This is a genomic window from Bradyrhizobium sp. CCBAU 25338 (assembly GCF_028128965.1).
Lineage (GTDB): Bacteria > Pseudomonadota > Alphaproteobacteria > Rhizobiales > Xanthobacteraceae > Bradyrhizobium > Bradyrhizobium liaoningense.
The window spans coordinates 345,725-364,237 of record NZ_LFKY01000037.1 but is presented as its reverse complement, the minus strand read 5'-3'; the positions used below and the strand labels follow the sequence as shown (position 1 = coordinate 364,237).

Here is an 18,513-nt window from a genome sequence, read left to right as displayed (position 1 = left end):
CTGCCGCTGCGGAAAGACTCGGATTGCTTCGTCGCCTCGCGCCTCGCAATGACCGAGTTTGGGGTAACGGTGTCTTTTTTCGATTTGCATCTTCATTGAAGACACACGGGCGCATCCTCGCGGCTCATCTCGCCCGAGCTTTGCGTCGATGCCTCACCCTCGATGAAAGAGGGCGCAGGGAAGACCGGGAGCCGGTTGGCTCCTGTGGACCGCCATGCCAGACGCAAACTGCGTGCGCTTCGATGCACAGCGGGTAACAGGGCAACCGGAGACATCCCGGCCTTCCCTGCGCAGTGGTTTTACGGCTTATGTCGCGCTCTCCCCGGGGAGCGATGCACTATTGCCCCCGTCGCCTTGCGGATGACTGACGGTGCGAAACCCGGTCGGGCCGCAACGTCACCGCAAGACTTGGCGCACAGACCCCGGGCGCCAGGACCACACGATTTTGCCGTACGCTGATGGCACCGGTCGTATGCGCGACACCTTGCTCACGGTCTCCCGCCCTGCAAGCCCGTTCGCGCCAACGCCATCTGCGTCCACCGCCGCCCGGCCCGCGTTCGTGACGATCGCGATCCGCCCCTCTTCCTTGGGCCGGGTTGCGGCGACACATACGCCGTTTCCGAATTTCGGTAAAGTGGAATATTTTCGGCCGGACGTCTTGACCGATGGTTTGGGTGTTTTGCCTGTCGGGCAACGCAAGGGATTGTGCCCCGGAGACGCGACCGGTGCGGTCGGCTGCGCGAGCAGCAAGGCCGCTGACGCACGAAGGCCCTCCGCCCGTTGTGGACGGTGGGCCTCACGTCAAGCAGCCTTACCAGCGATCTCTGCCGGTCAGCGTGCCGTTGTTATTGCCGCCAGGGCCGACATCACCCTGCGTCGAACTCGGGGTTGGATGGTTGGTGCCGTTGAGTGCGCCATACGGCCCGGCAACGTCCGGATAGTATGCGCGCGGCTGAACCGGTTCATAGGCGGGCGCAGTGCGGTCCCAGCCCACGGACGGTCTGTTCCAGTCGTAGCCCTGCGCCGAGGCGGCCGCAGTGCCCGCGACCAGCGATGCCGTGATCAGGCCGAGAAGTTTTGACTTGTTCTGCATTGGAGATGCTCCTTGCTTGTGTGGGGGCCAACGGTTGCAATGCGGGAGCGTTCCGGATGCATGGGCCGGGGGCGGTCACCTCCGATCAACTGGTTATGATGCGCCTGTCGCGGAACGAAGTGGCTGAAGTGTAGATGCGAATCCCTGGCGTTCTGCCGCACCATGTTCCCCGTTAATCGCGTGCCTTAACCAACAATTAATTATACGTTTGCCGGTGGGCGAGGGCCCGGCCTAGCGTAGCCGCGGGGAGCCGCAATCGCGAAGCCAAACGAGTTGGTGCGTATCATGACGTGTAGAATGCATGGGGCGGTATTCGCCTCGCTCGGCGCAGCCGCGCTGCTCCTTGCCGCCAGTGACAGTATCGCCCGTCCCGTCAGCGCTGCGCCGCATGGAGTGGCTGCCGCGCCTTCCGGCGCAGTCGCGCGTCCGCCGATTGGGCCGGGCGCCCGCTTCCATCGACGGAGCAGCCCCTGGGTCTATTGGCCGGGCGGCGGTGGGTTCTTCTACGACGGCGCGGGTTACAGCCAGCCCTTCCTCGATGCCGGCCAGCCTCTCTCCAGCGACGTGCGTTATACCTACACCTATGATGTTCCCTGGGACTGGACGCATCGCTATCCGCCGAACGTCGTGCCGTCCGATCGGCCCTATGTGCCGAGCTGCCCGACGGAGCAGGTGACTGTGCCCGGCCGCGGCGGCAGCGAGCACACCGTCAACATCATGCGCTGCTACTGAAGGGCTTAGTTGGCATTCGACGGATGATCTCTTCGGAAAGCCGCTTCACGCTTTGCGCTAGCGCGGCCCTTCGGGTCGGGATCATGCTTTAGCCCAGCTCGAAGCTGGTCACGCCGAAGACGCGGTCGAGCCGCAGCGGTGCGAGCGGCCCCGTGTACATCCGTGCCGTCTCGAATACCGGCTTGAGGCCGAGCGCCTCCGCGAGCGCGATCGCCTCGCGATTGGTGGCTGGGACATCGAGGAAGACCTCGCCGCCGCCCGCGCTTCCGAACAGGGCCTGCACGACCGCATCCGCTGCCGCGCGGTCGTCGGCGATGAGCGGGCCGATCTTGTAGCCCGTCCGGCACGGACGGATCACGCCCCATGCGGCGAGCCTGCCGTCACGCCGCAGCGCGCAGCCCATATGGCCTGATGTGTTGATCCAGGCGCGGAGGAAGGCGTTGCGCGCGGCAGGGAACACGGTGGCGTCATCAGCTTCAACGATTGCAAATGGGATCTTGTCGAGGGTGACGACCTCGGCAGGTGGTCTCGGTGGCGCCGCCACGACGCCGCCATAGCGGATATTGGCGTAAGCGAGTTGGAAGCCGGACCTCTTGTAATTGTCCTGCTGCGCCACAACGCCGTCGAGCCCGATCACGCGCGCGCCTGCATGCGCGATGGCTGCGTTCCAGATGCGCAGGCCATGGCCCGCGCCGCGAAAGCGCTCGCGCACGACGTAGAAGCCGAGGAAGGCGAAGCGGTCGTCGTAATTGACGCAGGAGATGGTCGCGACCGGCTCGCCGTCGATTTCGCCGACGAAGAAGCCTTGCGCATCGGGGATGGCGAAGCAGGCGGCATCGGCAAGGCCCGGATTCCATCCCTCGGCCGCGGCCCAGTCGACGGCGAGGGCGATTTCGTCGGGGCGCAGATTGCGGATCTGCAATTCACTCATCTCGAGTCGCTCATGATGGATGCCTTCGACCATGGACCTGCCGAGAGGTCTGGCTGTAGAAGGCCTCATGATAGTCCGAGCCTGCGGCTCGCCTCAACACAGGGATGATCGGTCATGGCAGCAGAGAAGGTTGCGCTCGTTACCGCCGGTGGCAGCGGCATGGGGGCGGGGGCTGCGCGGCGGCTGGCCGCGGACGGATTTCGCGTCGCGATCCTGTCGTCCTCGGGCAAGGGCGAGGCGCTGGCTGCCGAACTCGGCGGCTACGGCGTCACCGGCTCGAACCAGTCGAACGACGATCTGAAGCGCCTCGTCGACGCCGCCATGGCAAAATGGGGGCGGATCGACGTGCTCGTCAACAGCGCCGGGCACGGGCCGCGTGCGCCCATCACCGAGATTACCGACGAGCAGTGGCACGCCGGCCTCGACACCTATCTGCTGAACGTGATCCGCGCGACGCGGCTGGTGACGCCGGTGATGCAGGCGCAGAAGGGCGGCGCCATCATCAACATCTCGACGGCCTGGGCGTTCGAGCCAAGCGCGATGTTCCCGACCTCGGCGGTGTTCCGCGCGGGCCTTGCAGCCTTCACCAAGATCTTCACCGACACTCATGCGGCGGACAACATTCGCATGAACAACGTCCTGCCGGGCTGGATCGACAGCCTGCCGCAGCTGGAGGCGCGCCGCGACAGCGTGCCGCTGAAGCGCTACGGCAAGGTCGAAGAAATTGCGGCGACGATTTCCTTCCTGGCTTCCGACGGCGCTGCCTACATCACCGGCCAGAACATCCGCGTCGACGGCGGCCTGACGCGCTCGGTCTGAGGCGGCGACTGCGCCGCCAAATTACTTAGCTTTTGAGCTAACAATCATTGACGTCGCATGGCAGCGGCGCTATAGTTAGCTTCATGGCTAACCAATCGTCCCGCCTCGACCATGTTTTCGCAGCGCTCGCCGATCCGACGCGGCGGGCGATCGTGATGCGACTCTGCGATGGCGAGGCGTCGGTCGGCGAGCTCGCCGATCCCTTCGACATGGCGCTGCCGAGCTTCATGAAACACATCCACGTGCTGGAGACGAGCGGGCTCGTTCTTTCGGAGAAGACCGGCCGCGTGCGCACCTGCCGTCTCAGTCCCGATGCGCTTCTCGGCGCGGAGGATTGGTTCCAGCAGCAGCGCGCAGTGTGGGAGGCGCGGCTCGACCGGTTCGAGGCCTACGTGATGAAGCTCAAGAAAGAGAAGGAGAGGGCGGGCGCCAAGCGGCCGTCCCGAACAACCAAACGGAAAGGTTCCGAGTGATGACCAATTCTGCCAATCCCGCCCTGTCGCAATGGTCGCTCGACCGCGAGATCGTGATGTCGCGCGTGATCGACGCGCCGCGCGAGCTGGTGTTCGAGGCGTGGTCCGACCCGAAGCATCTGCCGCAATGGTTCGGGCCGAAAGGATTCAAGGTCGAGACCTTCGAGATCGACGTGCGGGTCGGCGGCGTCTGGCGCTTCAACATGATCGGACCCGACGGCACGGTGTACCCGAACCGCATGCGGTTCCGTCGCATCGAGCGGCCTTCTCTGATGGAGATGGATCACGGCCTCGACCAGGATGATGATCCCGGCATGTTCCGCTTCACCGTCACCTTTGCCGAGCAGAGCAACGGCAAGACCGTTCTGATGATGCGCCAGCTGGCCTCGAGCACCGAGCAGCGCGACGGCATGATCGGCTTCGGCGCCGTCGAATACGGCTACCAGACGCTGGACAAGCTTGCCGCCTATGTCGCGGCTATGAGCCGGTGAGGGCAGCGTCATTCCGGGACGCCCAATAGGGCGTGCCCGGAATGACAGGGTAGGCGTGCTCTCCTAAAGCGCGATGCGATCAGGATGAATCGTCATCGCGCTTTAGGTTGTTGTTTAAGCATGATGTTTTCGGAAAACTGCTGCGCACTTTTCCGGATCATGCTTTAGCGCCGCGTTGTGCCGTCGGATCGTGGAGTGGTTTCATTGCGCATGCCCTGAGGGCTGGAAGCGCCCTGTCCGCCACGCTCCACATGGGTGATGCCGCCGCCGCCTCCGGCGCTTCCCGCACCAGCGCCCGCGCCGCCACCATCACCTGAGCCGCCGCCGGCTCCGGCACCTGCGCCGCCCGCACCACCTGCACCTGCACCTGCACCGCCACCGGCTCCGCCGCCGGCGCCTCCGCCAGCGCCGCCGCCCGCGCCTTGCGCGAACGCTCCGCCGACTGAAGCGCCGGCAAGTACCGCGGCTGTGAAGATCGTCAGAATTGTCTTACGCATGTTGTTTCTCCTTGAGGTTTGCGACGGACCAATCACGCGTGACGCCAAGCGTTCCTACGTTCGTTGATGGAGAGGCACGGCGACCTCGTCGAACCGTTCAGCGGGAGCATCGAGTGCGAGGCGGCATCATCTCCCTGTTTTGCGTTTCGCTATCCCAGGTTAGCGCCGGGTCCTTCGGCCGGAACACTCGTTGAGACAGTCTCCTGCGGCAATCAGCCCGGTCCTCTTAGGAACAATCGCCCGTGCTTCCCTGTTGCGCGAACGAAGCCAGTCAAAACGGAGGACAGGAAAATGGCTAATGCAGCCCGCGATACGTTCGTGGTGGGACTACGCAATGCGCATGCGATGGAAGTGCAGGCGCGAGAGTTGATGGAGCGCCAGTCAGAGCGGCTGGACGACTATCCCGAGGTCAAGGCGAAGGTCACCGCTCACCTTCAGGAGACCAACGAGCAATTGCGCCGGCTGGAGAAATGCCTGGAGGCCTGTGGCGAGAGCACGTCGACCCTGAAGGACACCGCGCAGTCGGTGATGGCCAACATGACGGCCATGGCGCATTCGGTTGCCGGCGACGAGATTCTCAAGAACACCTTCGCGAACAATGCGTTCGAGAATTTCGAGATCGCTGCCTACAAGTCGCTCCTCGCGCTCTGCGGCGCCGCCGGCATGCCGGAGGCCAGGGCACCGCTCGAGACATCGTTGAAGGAGGAGCAACGCATGGCCGCATGGATCGACTCCAATGTCGAGAAGGTGACGATGGAGTACCTGACGCATCAGCGCCAGGCCGCGTAGCTCGGAGATCCCCGCCGATATCGAACCACCGGCGCGCCAGGGCGGCCGGTGGCTCTTTCGTGCCTTCGCTTTGCGTGCGTTGACCGACAGGAACGATCACGGCCAAACGACCTCTCGCCGTCTCACTCCCTGGCCTCATCCGTCACGATGTCGCCGAGCTTCTGCCAGCGCAGGCCGTCGAACTGCACCATCTGGAACTGCTTGTTGACCCGATAGTCGGTCGGCGAGGTCGTGACCGAGATCCCCGGGAGCGTCAGGTCGAGCTCGACGTTCTTGAGGTTGGCCGCCTGTCGCATGACGTTGTCGCGGGTGAGATCGTCGCCGCATTGCTTCAGCACCTGCACCAGCAGCTGCGCGGTGATGTAGCCGTAGACGTTCAGGTTCGAATCCTTGTCGCCGTCGGGATAGTACTTGGCCATGAAGGCGAAATAGCGCTTCATGCCGGCATCGTCCTTCCATTCGGGATCGGCGGCATCCTTGACGTAGCCGACGCTGATGACGCCCTTCGAGTTGTCGAGCCCAGCGGGCTTGAGCACGGCGCTGACCGAGGAGGCGTTGATGTCGATGATGTGCAGCGGCTTCCAGCCGATCTCGGCGACCTTCTTGATCGCCTGGGCCGCCTGCTTCGGGGTCGTCGCGCTGAACAGCACGTCGGCACCCGCATCCTTCAACCGCAGAATCTGCGAGTCGATCGTCGGCTCGGTGATCTCGTAGGACGTCTCGGCCACGACCATGTTCGCCTTCTCGCCGAGGCCGGCCTTGAGGCCGGCGAGATAATCCTTGCCGAGGTCGTCGTTCTGGTAGAGCACGCCGATCTTCGCGTTCGGGTGGTTCTTCAGCAGGTACTGCGCGTAGATGCGGCCCTCGACGAGGTAGGACGGGTTGAAGCCCATCGTCCAGGGGAAGTTCTTCGGGTCGGTGAAGCGCGCCGCGCCGGTCGCGGCGAAGAGCTGCGGGATCTTCCTGGCGTTGAGATATTTCTGGACGGCGACGTTCGGCGCCGTGCCGATGATCTGGAACGTCAGCAGCACCTCGTCGCTTTCCACCAGCCTGCGGGTCTGCTCCACCGTTTTCGGCGGCGAATAGGCGTCGTCATACTGGATCAGCTCGACCTTGCGGCCATTCACGCCGCCCTGGTCGTTGATCATCCTCATATAGGCGGCCTGGGTCTTGCCGATCACGGCGTAGGCCGAGGCCGGGCCGCTGAGCGGCACGGTCTGGCCGACCTTGATCGCGGTATCGGACGCGCCGGGGTCGTATTTCTTCTGCGCCTGCGCTGCCGTGATCGAGAGCGCCAGAAGCAGCGCGGAAGCTGCGATGCGCTTGAGAAGAGTGCTTGTCATGTGCTTGTCCCTCCCGCTTGCTATTCGCCCTTGAGGCCGGCGTCGCGGATCAGCCTGGTCCACTTCTGCGTCTCGTTGTCGATGAACCGGCCGAACTCGGCTGCAGTGCCGGCACGCACTTCGAGGCCCTGGGCGGTCAGCTTGTCCTTGATCGCGGGTTCGGCGAGCGCACGCAGAACCTCGGCCTGGAGCTTGTCGACGATCGCGCGCGGCGTCGTGGACGGCACCATGAAGCCGTACCACCCGGCGGCGGCCACGTTGGGAAAGCCCTGCTCGCGCAGCGTCGGCGCCTGCGGGTAGAGCGCGCTGCGCTCGGCCGAGGCGACACCGAGCACGATGAACTTGCCGCTCTGGATGTAGGGCAGGGCGGTCGGCAGCGCCGTCAGCGTCGCATCGACGCGGCCGGCGAGCAGCTCAGTGTAGGAGGCCGCATCGCCGCGGAACGGGATGTTCAGCCCCTTGACGCCGGCGTCGCGGAACAAAAGCTCTCCGGCGAGGTGCGGTTGCGAGCCGGCGCCGGGAGAGGCGAAGGTCAGTCCATCCGGTTTCGATTTGCCGTAGGCGATCAACTCGGGCAGCGTCTTGAACGGCGCGTCGGCACTGATGATGAGGAACAACGGCGCGATCACCGCCATCGCGACCGGCTGCAGATCCTTGCGGTCATAGGTCAGCTTGCCGAACAGCGCCTCGGCGGTCGCGTAGGGCGCCGCGACGTACAGGATCGTGTAGCCGTCGCCCGGCGCATGGGCGACCATGTCGTTGGCGATACGGGTGCCGGCACCCGGCTTGTTCTCGACGATGAACTGCTGACGCAGACTGCGGCCGAACTCCTCGGCCAGCAGGCGCAGCGAGATGTCGTTGGAGCCGCCGGGCCCGTAAGGCGAGATCAGCCGCACCATGCGCGACGGCCAGGCGTCCTCGGCATGCGCTGCCAAGCCTGACCCTGCTGCAAGGCCGCCTGCGATTGTGCCGAGCAGGGTTCGGCGTGTGACCTTGAATGATGCCACTGTTTTCTTCCTCCCTATTTTCTTCTCTGCTTTTTATTGGTCTTCTTGTTGCGTTCAGATCACCTTTCGCTCGGTGAGCCTTTCGACCTCCTGGTCGGAAAGGCCGAGCCAATTCCGAAACACCTCGTCATTGTCCTGGCCGACGTCGCCGGCGGCGTGGCGCATTTGCGCGGGATCATTTGCGAAGCGCGGGACGACATTGGTCATGGCAACCGTGCCGAAGTCCCGGTCGGGGACGCGGGTGATGACCTCGCGCGCTTTCACTTGCGGGTCGTCGGCGATCTGGTCGATCGAATAGATCGGGGCGAGCGTGCCTTGCGCGGCATTGAATCGCGCGAGAACCTCGTCGAGGGGATGGGCGGCACACCAGCCGGCGAAAATGCTGTTGAGCTCGGAAGCGTGCTGGACGCGCCGGTCGTTGCTGGCAAAGCGCGGATCGGTGATCAGGTCGGGCCGTTCGATCGCCCGGCAGTTCGCGGCAAAGAGGGCGTTGGTCGAACCTGCCAGCGTCACCCAGTGATCGTCGCTGGTGCGAAACACGGCGGCCGGGGCCGAATAGCCGTTGGCATTGCCGATGCGGCTGCGAACGGTGCCGAGCTGATCGTGCTCGATGGCGAGCACGTCGAGCAGGCGGAAGGTCGCTTCGGTCAGCGAAAGATCGATCTCCTCGCCGGGCGCATCGGGGTCGCGTGCCCGCTTCCAGAGCGCCGCGAGCACGCCGACGGCGCCGAACAGGCCTCCGATCGAATCCCCGATCGGGTATCCGGGATGGGTCGGCTCGCCCTCGCGCTCGCCGGTGATGTAGGTCAGGCCGCCCATGGCCTCGAAGATGCGGGCAAAGCCGGGGCGCTCGCGATAGGGGCCGTCCTGCCCGAAGGCGGTGGCGCGCAGAATCACGAGGCGCGGCTGGATCGACCACAGCACCTCCTTGGGAAGACCCCAGCGATCCAGCGTTCCCGGGCGAAAATTCTCGATCAGCACGTCGAAGCGCGGAAGGAGCTGCTTGAACAGCGCAAGCCCTTCCGGCATGCGCAGGTCGAGCGTGGCAAACTTCTTGTTGCGGTTGGCGGCCTTCCACCAGAGCGGTTTGCCGTCCTTGAACGGCGGAAACGATCGCACGCCGTCGCCGTGCCCGGGCATCTCGATCTTGAGCACGTCCGCGCCGTAGTCGGCGAGCAGCGTGGCGGCGAACGGCGCGGCGATGATCGTCGCGATGTCGAGAACCTTCAATCCTTCGAGCGGCCCAGCCATGTCATGTCCCGCCGCTTGTGATTTTCTTGGTCTTGCGCGGCGGCGTCGTGGGCTCGGCCTGCCCGACGATGGCGCGGATGCTGTCGGCGAGCGCCGCGATGCGCGGGCCGATCTCGCCCTCGAGCTGACCCGGCTGGAGCCGGAAGGCGGGAATGCCGCAATTGATCGAGAACGACTGCTTCGATTCGCTCGCATGAAACAGCGGCGCGGCGACGGCATGGATCGAGGCCATGTACTCGCCCCAGCAGGTGCAGAAGCCGCGGTTTTTGCATTGCGCGATCCCGGCGCGGTATTTGTCCCGGAACGTCGACCACAGCCCGGCGTCTTCGGCGGCGATATTCCGTTCCAGCCGGTCTGCATCGGCCGGCGGCAAGGTCGACGCCGCGGCGCGGCCCATGGCGGTCATCACGACGGGAATGGGCATGCCGATGTCGGGCACGTGCGGGCCGACGTCGCCGGAGCGCGCGGTCTCCACATAGATCATCGAAGTGGCATCGAGCAGGCCGATCGAGACCGTGCCGCGGACGCTGTGCGCCAGCTCCTGCATCATGGGCCGCGCCACCTGGCGGAATTGCATTCCGGCGAGCAGGGGATGCGCCATCCGCAGCGCCCGCGCACCGACGCGGTACTTCGCCCGCTCGGCGTCGTAACGGAGATAGCCGAGCTCGGCCAGCGTATGGGTCAGCCTCGCCACTGTCGGCCGCGGGATGCCCGTCAATGTCGACAGCTCCATGTTGCCGAGCAGCGTGCTCCCGGCCTTGAACGCCTCGATCACGACGAGCCCCTTTGCCAGCGTCGTGGCGAAAGCAGCGTCGTCGGCGCTGTCCGCCAGCACTGCTGCGGCGGAGGAGGGCGGATGTCGTGGCTTGGATGAGCTCGTCGGGGCCATTCCTAATTATCAGACAGGCCCAGCTCAGATGTCCAATAGATTCGCAAATGGCGCGGATATTGTCCGATATGTGGACGTGCTTGGGACACTTCCGTGAGAGGCAGCTCTCAAACGACCGGGCAGACAGATTTTTGTCGCGATTGCATGCCGTCCTGTGACAGGATTATTACGACGGCATGTCAGATCGATAATTTTGCGGAGCGGCTCATGTTGCAGTGGCAGGCGCGGTCAAATCCCCTCGCGTGGTGGTGGGGATCCCTTACGCTTGTGAGCAGCGCCAATATTCTCGTCTGGTTCATGCTCTATCGCGAGTTCTATCCGACGGTGGCAGGCAGCATCAGTGGCGGCTCGGACATCGGGCTGATGTTCCTGCTGTGCGCCGGCTATGTGTTCGGCTGTGCCTTCCGCTCGGTGCTGCCGCGCGCCGACGTGCAGCGCATCTGCCTGTTCGACACCTGGCTATCGAGCGTTTTCGTCGGCCGCTCCGTCGCGACCGTCGCCGAGGTCTGCTTCGCGGCGCAATGGGCCATCATCCTGCATCAGCTCGGGACCATGACCGGCGCCGAGACGGTGGTGAACATCGCGTGGGTGATCGTCCCGGTGATCATCATCGCCGAATGCTTCTCCTGGTACGCGGTGGTGACCACCAACTATCTCTACAACGCGATCGAGAATTCGCTGTGGGCGGTGACCTTCTTCCTCGCCGGCATCGCGCTGTGCCGCCTGATGCCGGAATTCCAGGGCGTGGTGCGCTGGGCGCTGATGTCAGGCGTCGTCGGCATCGCCTGCTTCCTCGCCTTCCTCGTCACCGTCGACGTGCCGATGTATCTCAGCCGCTGGCGCATCGGGCACGCCGAGGGCAACAAGTTCCTCGGCTTTCTCGAAGGCCTGCATGACGTCTCGACGCGCTGGGTCGTGACCCACGACATCGCGCATTGGAAGGGCGAGCTGACCTGGATGTTCCTGTATTTCAGTGCCGCCGTGTGGTCGAGCCTCGCGCTCTGCGCGCTCTATGCGATGGAAGGCTATCTGACGCGCTATCTGGCCTAGCGATTATTTGCCGACCAGGCTGCACTTGCTGCGGTCGAGCGGACGAAAGGCCTGGTCGGGCGGGATCGTCGCGACCAGCTTGACGAAATCCCACGGGCCTTTCGATTCTTCCGGCGTCTTGACCTGAACCAGATAGAGATCGTGCACCATGCGCTGGTCCTCGCGAATGCGGCCGTTGGGCGTGTAGGCATCTGACACCGGGGTTGCCTTCATCTTCGCCATCACGGTCGCGCCGTCGTCGGAATCGGTGTCCTTGATCGCTTGCAGATAATGGCGCACGGCGGAGTAGACGCCGGCCTGGATCTGCGACGGCATCGCCTTGCGCCGCCCATAGAATGCATCCGAGAATTTTCGGGCGGCGGGCGAGACGTCCTCGAAGAACGAGGTGACGATGAGATCACCGCGCGTCGCCTTCAAGCCCACGGACTCGATGTCGACATTCTGGAACGACATTGGCACGATCTTCATGCCCTGGTCGGCGAGCCCGAATTCCTCAGCCTGCTTGATCGCGGTCGCGTTGTCGCCGGCGACGTTGATGGCCAGGATCTTGGCGCCCGACGACTGCGCCTGGAGCAGGAACGAGCTGTAGTCGGGCGTGCCGAGTTGCGCTTTCACGCCCCCAGCGACCTTGCCGCCGAGCGCGGCGATGCGGTCGCGCGCGGTCGCCTCGATCGAATGGCCGAACGCGTAGTCGCCCGTGATGAAGAACCACGGCTCCTTGCTGGTCTGCATGATGCCGGAGACCACCGCAGTCGCCGTGGAGTAGGCGTCCTGGGTCCATTGCACACTGGTCGGCGCGCAGGCCTCGTCGGTGAGCAGGTTTGCGCCGGCGCCGGAGATGAGGAACATCTTGCCATTGCCGCGCACCAGCTCTTGCACCGCCAGCGCCGCGCCGGAGCTGCCGCCGTCGGCGATTGCCTGCACCCCGTCGCTGAACCATTTTCGCGCGAGGGATGCCGCGAGATCCGGCTTGTTCTGGTGATCGGCCTGCAGGATCTCGATCGGCTTGCCGTTGATCTTGCCGCCGAACTCCTCCGCCGCCATGCGCGCCGCCTCGACCGAGCCCGGGCCCATGGCGGTCGCGAACACGCCGTTCATGTCGGTGAGCACGCCGATGCGGATGGCGTCGCCCTTGATTTCGGCCCGCGCAGCGGAGCCCGCGAGCACGAGTGTCATCAGCAGGGTGGCGGCGGAGGTGGTGCGGGTCGTGCCCATGGCGTTTCCTGATTTTATCGTTGATTGATCGGTCTTGACGGTCAGGCCGGTTCGGCGATCACCGTGTTGCGCAAGGTGCCGATGCCGGAAATCTCGACCTCGACGGTGTCGCCGGGGCGCATCCACAGCGGCGGCGTGCGCTTGGCGCCGACACCGCCCGGCGTGCCCGTGACGATGACGTCGCCGGGCACGAGCGGGCAGATGGTGGAGATGTAGGCGATCAGCTCGGGGATGGCGGTGATTAGGAGATTGGTCGTGGTGTCCTGCACGACGTTGCCGTTCAGCCGGGTCTGCAAAGTGAGCTTTGACGGATCGGGAATCTCGTCCGTCGTCACCAGCCATGGACCGAAACTGCCGCTCTCGGCGAAGGTCTTGCCGGCGAGGAATTGACTGGTGTGGCGCTGCCAGTCGCGGATGCTGCCTTCATTGTAGCAGGAATAGCCGGCGACGTGGTCGAGCGCGCGGCCGGCGGGAATGTGACGACCCGCCTTGCCGATGACGAGCGCGAGCTCGCCTTCATAGTCGAAATCGTCGCTGACCTTCGGTTTCACGATGGGCTGGAGATGGCCGACTTGGCTGCATGGGAAGCGAACGAACAGAGCCGGCTTCTCTGTGACGGTGCGGCCGGTCTCGGCCACGTGGTCGCGATAGTTGAGACCGACGCAGATGATCTTGCCGGGATCGGGGATCACGGGTGCGAAGGTGATGCTGTCGAGCGGATGGTCGGGGGCAGTGGAGGCTGCAAGCTTGGCCGCTTCGGCGACGCGGCCAGCTTCAAGCAACTGTCGTAGCGTGGTGCAGCCTGTCATGCGCGAGCCCAGATCGACGACGCCATTGTCCTTGACGGCGCCGAAGGAGGGGCGTCCGTCCATAATGAATGAGAGCAGCTTCATGAGATGTCCTTGAGAAGGTTCGGTCAGGCCGCGGAGGGCACATGGGTTGGAGGCACGATGGCGGCGATGAGCCGGTCGAGTTCGGTCTCGTTGCAGGCGGCGCCGCGCACATAGCGGTCCGGGCGGACGAGCGCGGCAATGATGCCGTGCTCGCGCAGCCAGGGCCCAAGGCCGTTGGCATCGTCGCTGGTCAGGATCTTGATCCCTGCCTGTGAAAGCGCGAGACTCGATGAGAGTGCCGCCGCCGTCTCGACGAGCAGCACGTGGCTGTAGCCGGTCCGGTCGTCGCTGCGGCTGTCGTCGGCCAAGGTGAATTGCGGCGCCAGATGCCCGGCCAGCGGTAGATCCCCCAGGACCAGCCCGGGGCCGAGCAGAGGCTTCTTCACCTCGAGCTTCACGGGCGCGTTCTCGCGAACCTCGCCGGCGGCAAGGCCAGCTTCGATCGCCTTGGTGTTGATCACGCCGCCGAGCCGAATGGCGAGCTCGATGAATTCGCGCACATGCGGCAGACGTTCGCTCTGGTAGGTGTCGAGCACACCGGAACCTGCGGCGCCCCGGATGACCGCATCGAGCTTCCAGGCGAGGTTGGCGGCATCGCGGATGCCGGCGCACATGCCCTGGCCGAGAAAGGGCGGCGTCTGGTGCGCAGAATCGCCCGCGAGCAGCAGTCGATCGTTCCGCCATTGCTGTGCGATGACGGAATGAAAGGTATAGACCGCGGCGCGCTCGATCTCGGCATCGGCGGGAGTGATCCAGCGCGACAACAGCTCCCACACCTTCGCGGGTTGCGCGACCTCCTGGGAATCCTCGTCGGGGAGGACCGTGATCTCCCAGCGTCGGCGCCTGCCGGTGCCGCGCACATAAGTCGCGGGCCGCCTGGGATCGCAATGCTGGAGGCTGTAATCGCCAAGATCGTCGCGCTCGCGTTTGAGCAGGACGTCGATCACCAGCCACCGCTCGTGGAAGCCGAGGTCGGCCATGCCAGAACCGATGAAGCGGCGCACCAGCGAGCGGGCGCCGTCGCAGCCGATCACATAGCCGGCGCGAACTTCCATGAGCTTCCCGCTGGAGAGGTCTTCGTAGCGGACGCGCACGCCATCCTCGTCCTGATCGAGCGCGAACACATCGCAGCGGTTGCGCAGGGTGACGTGTGGCCAGCGGGCGAGCCCGCCGATCAAAACGTCCTCGAGGTCGGGCTGGTGGAAGCGGTAGCTGAGATTCCAGCCCATCGGCGTCAGCGTCTGTGGACGGGACCAATCGAGCAGCATGCGACCGGAGGCATCGAGAAAGAGCATGCCGGGGCTGAGGATGACATGCGGCAGGATCGCGTCGGCGAGCCCGAGGGTCTGGAACACGCGCATGCATTCGTCGTCGAAATGCACCGCTCGCGGCAAATGGTAGGTCCGCGCCTCGCGCTCCAGCACCAACGTCCGCACGCCGCAGAGGCCGAGCAGGTTGGCGAGCGTGGCGCCCACCGGGCCGCGACCGACGATCACGACGTCAAACTCTTCAGGGACGGATTTATCTTGCATGGGGCTATCTCTTCCCCAAGCGATGCCACCCCTTCAACGCCGCCGCGCCAAGTGTCCGCCCAGCGGACGGGCATGTTGGGTTGGTCCTTTGCGGCTGTCCACCAGCCGGACACCTCCGTGATGGCGCTACGCGCGGCGGCAGCGTTTGGCTAGGGAAAGAGAAAAGGAAGTAAAATGCAGGCTGCTTTCGGGCAGGCGATGGGAGGAATGGCGATGCTGCGAGCCGTGCTAGGCGTATGCGTTGCGCTGCAAATGCTGGCGTCACCAGCTTTCGCGGCCAATATCAAAGTCGGGATCATCCTGTCTGCCACGGGGCCGGCGGCCGCAATCGGCAATGCCGAGCGCAATGGTACCGCTTTTGGTCCTGCCGAAATCGCGGGCAGGAAGGTCGACTATCTCTTCCTCGACGAGGCTTCCGACAGCACGGCCGCGGTGGCTGCGCTGCGCAAGCTGTTTCAGGAAAGCAGCATAGATATCCTGGTCGGTCCGACCACCACGCCGGGCTCGTTCGCCGCGATCGACCCTGCGGTCGAATACAAGCTGCCGGTGATCACGCTCGCCCCGGTCAATGCGCTGGTTGCGCCGGTCGACGCACGGCGTCGCTGGATCTTCAAAACCACGACCAATGACGATCACGAGGCCACGCCGCTCTTTGCCAACATGAAGAAGACCGGGGTCAAGAAGCTGGCGCTGATCGGCTTCGGCGACTCCTATGGCGACGCCTGGAGCAAGGTCAGTGCAGATATGTGTGCGGCCGCTGGCATCGAGCTTGTCGCCGATGAGAAGTACGCGCGAACGGATACTACGGTGGTTGGTCAAATCCTGAAGATCATCGCGGCGGGGCCCGATGCGGTGTTGATTGCAGCATCTGGAGCGCCGGCGGCCCTTCCGCTGCTGCAACTGCGCGAGAAGGGATTTGCGGGGCAGGTCTACGGCACGCTCGGCGCGACTTTCGGCGACTTTCGCAAGCTGACCGGCGTGCAAGGCAACGGCATTTTGGTGCCGCTGAGCCCGGCGGTCGGCGCAGCGTCCTTCCCGGACGACTATCCCGCGAAGAAAGCTGCGCTCGAGTTCATTCAACGTTACGAGGCCAAGTTCGGCCCCGGCAGCCGCAACATCTTTGCCGGCTCCGCCTATGATGCACTGATCCTGATCGAGCAGGCGGTGCCGGCTGCGCTGAAGGTCGCAGAGCCGGGCACGGCTGAGTTTCGGGAAGCGCTGCGTAGCGCGATCGAGGGTCTCAAGGGCGTCGCCGGCTCGCGCGGCGTCTATAGCTACGGCTCCAACGATCACACCGGGCTCGACCAGACGGCACTCACGCTTGGCAGGCTCGAAAACGGTGAGTGGATTGCCGTGCGCTGAGGCGGATCGTCATGATTTGAAGGAGCCGGGGACGATGCCGACCGTCACGAACTGTCCTGCCTACGACGTCGATCTCTACGACGACGAGGTCCTGCGCAATCCCTATCCCCACTATCGTGCGCTGCGCGAACTGGGCGCTGCGGTCTGGCTGCCGCGCAACAGCCTCTACGCACTGAGCCGCTTCGAGGACGTCCGCGCGGCATTGCGCAATCCCGGCTTGTTCTCGTCGGCCGAAGGCGTTGCCGCCAACGAGGTGGTCAATGAAATGTCGAAGGGCACAACGCTTGCAAGCGACGCCCCGCTGCATGACCGGTTGCGGGCGATCATCGCGGCGCCGTTGCTGCCGCGAGCGCTGGAGGCCATCGGTCCCCGGATTCGCGCGGAAGCGAGACAACTGGTCGACGACCTCGTGAGGCGCGGACGGTTCGACGCGGTGGCGGATCTGGCGCGGCACCTGCCGCTGACCATCGTCTCCAAGCTCGTCGGGCTCGAGGATTACGGTCGGAGCAGTATGCTGCGTTGGGCGTCAGCGACGTTCAACGTCCTTGGCACCATGAACGAGCGTGGCTGCACGGCCATGAAGGACGTTCAGGAGATGCGGGGGTATCTCGGGAGCGTTGCGATCCGCGAGCGACTGCGACCCGGCAGCTGGGGCCAACGGATTTTCGACGCTGGTGATCGCGGCGAGGTCGAGCCGGAACGCTGTCCAGTCCTGATGCGCGATTATCTCGGGCCGAGCCTCGACACCACGATCTTCGCCACAGCGAACCTGATCCTGCTGTTTGGGCAGCATCCCGATCAATGGGACCTGGTGCGCCAGGACCCCACGCTGATCCCGAATGCGATCAACGAGGCGTTGCGGCTTGAATCGCCGCTCCGCGGATTCACGCGTCACTTGACCGCCGACGCAACGATCGGCGACGCCGTCATCCCCGCCGGAAGCCGGGTCCTGCTGCTCTATGCGTCGGCCAACCGCGACGAACGGAAATGGCAGGATCCGGAGCGCTTCGACGTGCGTCGCCGCGCCAGCGATCATCTCGGTTTCGGCAACGGCACGCATATGTGCGCCGGCCTGCACTTGGCCCGACTGGAAATGACGGCGCTTTTGGAGGTGCTGGTGGAGAAAGTGGCGCGCTTTGATATCGGTGAGCCCGTGCTGGCACTCAATAACGTCCTGCGCGGGCTTGCTTCGCTGCCGGTTCGCGTCTCCTAGGGACTGACTGGAATTGCGGCAGCGGTTTCGCCCATCAATGACACGAATTGTGAGATCGCATCTTCAGTTCCAAGTGCCGATCGAATCCAGATGATGGAGATGCAGCCGAATACGGCGCCGTCGCGGACGATGGGGACTGCGATCGAAGCGGTTTTCGGATTGTATTCGCCCTCGCTGCGAATGGCGTAGCCGCGGGCCTGCGTCTCGGCGATCATGCGGTCGAGGCGGCCAGCCTCGAGGAAGGGGCGGTCGTCGGCCTCATCGATCCGGCGCAGATGGGTCACGATCAGATCGCGTTCGCGCGCAGGGCAGGCGGCGAGATAGGCGCGGCCCGCAGACGTGCGCAGCATCGGCAGGCGCTTGCCGATCATGCCGCGGTCAATCGAGAGCGGGCTGCGAGAGTGTGTGGTCTCCTGCACCACCATCGCCGCGTTCTCATAGGTGGAGAGATCGACCGGCCAGACCAGTTTCTTGCTGAGATCGGCGAGATAAGGCGCCGCCGCCTGGCAGATCACCACGCCGGGATCATAGCCGTCGCCAAGGCTCAGCGCGCGCCGGGTGACTCGAAATCGGTCGTCGCTGGCGCTGCGGGCGATATAGCCGAGTTCCTCCAGAGTTTCGAGGAGGCGGTAGACGGTGGGGCGAGGCAGGTCGAGCGCGCGGGCGACGTCGCCCGCGCGGATGCCGCCGGAGCGGTTGACCTCGTGCAGCACGTCGAGCCCGCGCTTGAAGGCGCGGACGCCCTCGGACTGCCGAGGCTGGCCGTTCCGCGTCCGCTCCTTGGACACTTCGTATTTCCTCCCTTGTGGCACACCGCGGCGCGGCTATCGTCGTTGCGAACGCGAAGCGATTGCGAACGCCACCGTAGGGTCGCGCGCGGCCGGTATCAAGCTCGCCGCAGTGCGGCGATCGCGATGCCTTCGGGAGGACGTC

The 18,513-nt window shown here is 64.8% G+C and carries 19 protein-coding genes; 8 read left to right on the top strand and 11 right to left on the bottom strand.

Annotated elements, in window-relative coordinates:
• Window positions 1-811 precede the first annotated feature (811 nt).
• Entirely contained in the window at window positions 812-1,093 is a 282-nt protein-coding gene (locus ACM42_RS20110) for a hypothetical protein (protein WP_271529553.1), read from the bottom strand.
• A gap of 285 nt (window positions 1,094-1,378) precedes the next feature.
• On the opposite strand from ACM42_RS20110, the gene ACM42_RS20105 reads away from it, so the two are divergent.
• The gene (locus ACM42_RS20105; protein WP_271529552.1) at window positions 1,379-1,825 is read left to right on the top strand and encodes a hypothetical protein; all 447 of its coding nucleotides are present in this window, start codon (window positions 1,379-1,381) and stop codon (window positions 1,823-1,825) included.
• 88 nt (window positions 1,826-1,913) lie between these two features.
• Here ACM42_RS20105 and ACM42_RS20100 read toward each other — a convergent pair whose 3' ends face one another.
• A complete protein-coding gene (locus ACM42_RS20100) occupies window positions 1,914-2,756 on the bottom strand; it encodes a GNAT family N-acetyltransferase (RefSeq protein ID WP_271529551.1) in 843 nt (280 codons plus the stop codon).
• A 114-nt stretch (window positions 2,757-2,870) separates the two neighbouring features.
• Between ACM42_RS20100 and ACM42_RS20095 the strand changes: the two genes are divergently transcribed.
• The 3 genes from ACM42_RS20095 (at window position 2,871) to ACM42_RS20085 (ending at window position 4,539) form a co-directional block, all read left to right on the top strand.
• Window positions 2,871-3,575, top strand: coding sequence for an SDR family oxidoreductase (locus ACM42_RS20095; RefSeq protein WP_271529550.1), 705 nt, complete (start codon window positions 2,871-2,873; stop codon window positions 3,573-3,575).
• A gap of 83 nt (window positions 3,576-3,658) precedes the next feature.
• On the top strand, window positions 3,659-4,048 hold the full coding sequence (locus ACM42_RS20090; protein ID WP_271529549.1) for an ArsR/SmtB family transcription factor: 390 nt from the start codon (window positions 3,659-3,661) through the stop codon (window positions 4,046-4,048).
• Window positions 4,048-4,539, top strand: a complete 492-nt coding sequence (locus ACM42_RS20085) for an SRPBCC family protein (protein WP_035676811.1) — start codon at window positions 4,048-4,050, stop codon at window positions 4,537-4,539. The genes ACM42_RS20090 and ACM42_RS20085 overlap by 1 nt, the downstream gene beginning before the upstream one ends.
• Before the next feature lie 164 nt (window positions 4,540-4,703).
• On the opposite strand, the gene ACM42_RS20080 is transcribed toward ACM42_RS20085, so the two are convergent.
• The gene (locus ACM42_RS20080) at window positions 4,704-5,036 is read right to left on the bottom strand and encodes a hypothetical protein (RefSeq protein WP_271529548.1); all 333 of its coding nucleotides are present in this window, start codon (window positions 5,034-5,036) and stop codon (window positions 4,704-4,706) included.
• Window positions 5,037-5,327: 291 nt separating this feature from the next.
• Here ACM42_RS20080 and ACM42_RS20075 point away from each other — a divergent pair, with 291 nt between their 5' ends.
• The gene (locus ACM42_RS20075; protein WP_271529547.1) at window positions 5,328-5,825 is read left to right on the top strand and encodes a ferritin-like domain-containing protein; all 498 of its coding nucleotides are present in this window, start codon (window positions 5,328-5,330) and stop codon (window positions 5,823-5,825) included.
• 122 nt (window positions 5,826-5,947) lie between these two features.
• On the opposite strand, the gene ACM42_RS20070 is transcribed toward ACM42_RS20075, so the two are convergent.
• Genes ACM42_RS20070 through ACM42_RS20055 form a run of 4 tightly spaced genes read right to left on the bottom strand, consistent with a single transcriptional unit; the run spans window position 5,948 to window position 10,315 of the window.
• Window positions 5,948-7,168 carry an ABC transporter substrate-binding protein gene (locus ACM42_RS20070; protein ID WP_271529546.1) on the bottom strand — a complete coding sequence of 407 codons (1,221 nt, stop codon included), beginning with the start codon at window positions 7,166-7,168 and terminating at the stop codon, window positions 5,948-5,950.
• Window positions 7,169-7,188: 20 nt separating this feature from the next.
• Window positions 7,189-8,175 (bottom strand): Bug family tripartite tricarboxylate transporter substrate binding protein, encoded by a 987-nt coding sequence (locus ACM42_RS20065; protein ID WP_271529545.1) that lies wholly within the window; start codon window positions 8,173-8,175, stop codon window positions 7,189-7,191.
• Between the two features lie 54 nt (window positions 8,176-8,229).
• Window positions 8,230-9,426, bottom strand: coding sequence for a CaiB/BaiF CoA transferase family protein (locus ACM42_RS20060; protein WP_271529544.1), 1,197 nt, complete (start codon window positions 9,424-9,426; stop codon window positions 8,230-8,232).
• Window position 9,427: 1 nt separating this feature from the next.
• The gene (locus ACM42_RS20055; RefSeq protein WP_271529543.1) at window positions 9,428-10,315 is read right to left on the bottom strand and encodes an IclR family transcriptional regulator; all 888 of its coding nucleotides are present in this window, start codon (window positions 10,313-10,315) and stop codon (window positions 9,428-9,430) included.
• A 207-nt stretch (window positions 10,316-10,522) separates the two neighbouring features.
• Between ACM42_RS20055 and ACM42_RS20050 the strand changes: the two genes are divergently transcribed.
• Window positions 10,523-11,365: a hypothetical protein gene (locus ACM42_RS20050; protein ID WP_271529542.1), complete on the top strand. Its 843-nt coding sequence runs from the start codon at window positions 10,523-10,525 to the stop codon at window positions 11,363-11,365.
• A 3-nt stretch (window positions 11,366-11,368) separates the two neighbouring features.
• On the opposite strand, the gene ACM42_RS20045 is transcribed toward ACM42_RS20050, so the two are convergent.
• Genes ACM42_RS20045 through mhpA form a run of 3 tightly spaced genes read right to left on the bottom strand, consistent with a single transcriptional unit; the run spans window position 11,369 to window position 15,005 of the window.
• Window positions 11,369-12,580, bottom strand: a complete 1,212-nt coding sequence (locus ACM42_RS20045; RefSeq protein ID WP_271529541.1) for an ABC transporter substrate-binding protein — start codon at window positions 12,578-12,580, stop codon at window positions 11,369-11,371.
• Window positions 12,581-12,621: 41 nt separating this feature from the next.
• A complete protein-coding gene (locus tag ACM42_RS20040) occupies window positions 12,622-13,473 on the bottom strand; it encodes a fumarylacetoacetate hydrolase family protein (protein WP_271529540.1) in 852 nt (283 codons plus the stop codon).
• Window positions 13,474-13,496: 23 nt separating this feature from the next.
• Window positions 13,497-15,005, bottom strand: a complete 1,509-nt coding sequence (gene mhpA / locus ACM42_RS20035) for a bifunctional 3-(3-hydroxy-phenyl)propionate/3-hydroxycinnamic acid hydroxylase MhpA (protein WP_271529539.1) — start codon at window positions 15,003-15,005, stop codon at window positions 13,497-13,499.
• Window positions 15,006-15,179: 174 nt separating this feature from the next.
• On the opposite strand from mhpA, the gene ACM42_RS20030 reads away from it, so the two are divergent.
• A complete protein-coding gene (locus ACM42_RS20030; protein ID WP_271529538.1) occupies window positions 15,180-16,367 on the top strand; it encodes an ABC transporter substrate-binding protein in 1,188 nt (395 codons plus the stop codon).
• A gap of 34 nt (window positions 16,368-16,401) precedes the next feature.
• Window positions 16,402-17,580, top strand: coding sequence for a cytochrome P450 (locus tag ACM42_RS20025; protein ID WP_271529537.1), 1,179 nt, complete (start codon window positions 16,402-16,404; stop codon window positions 17,578-17,580).
• Here ACM42_RS20025 and ACM42_RS20020 read toward each other — a convergent pair.
• Window positions 17,577-18,368 (bottom strand): DNA-binding transcriptional regulator, encoded by a 792-nt coding sequence (locus ACM42_RS20020; RefSeq protein WP_271529536.1) that lies wholly within the window; start codon window positions 18,366-18,368, stop codon window positions 17,577-17,579. The genes ACM42_RS20025 and ACM42_RS20020 overlap by 4 nt on opposite strands.
• Between the last annotated feature and the right edge of the window lie 145 nt (window positions 18,369-18,513).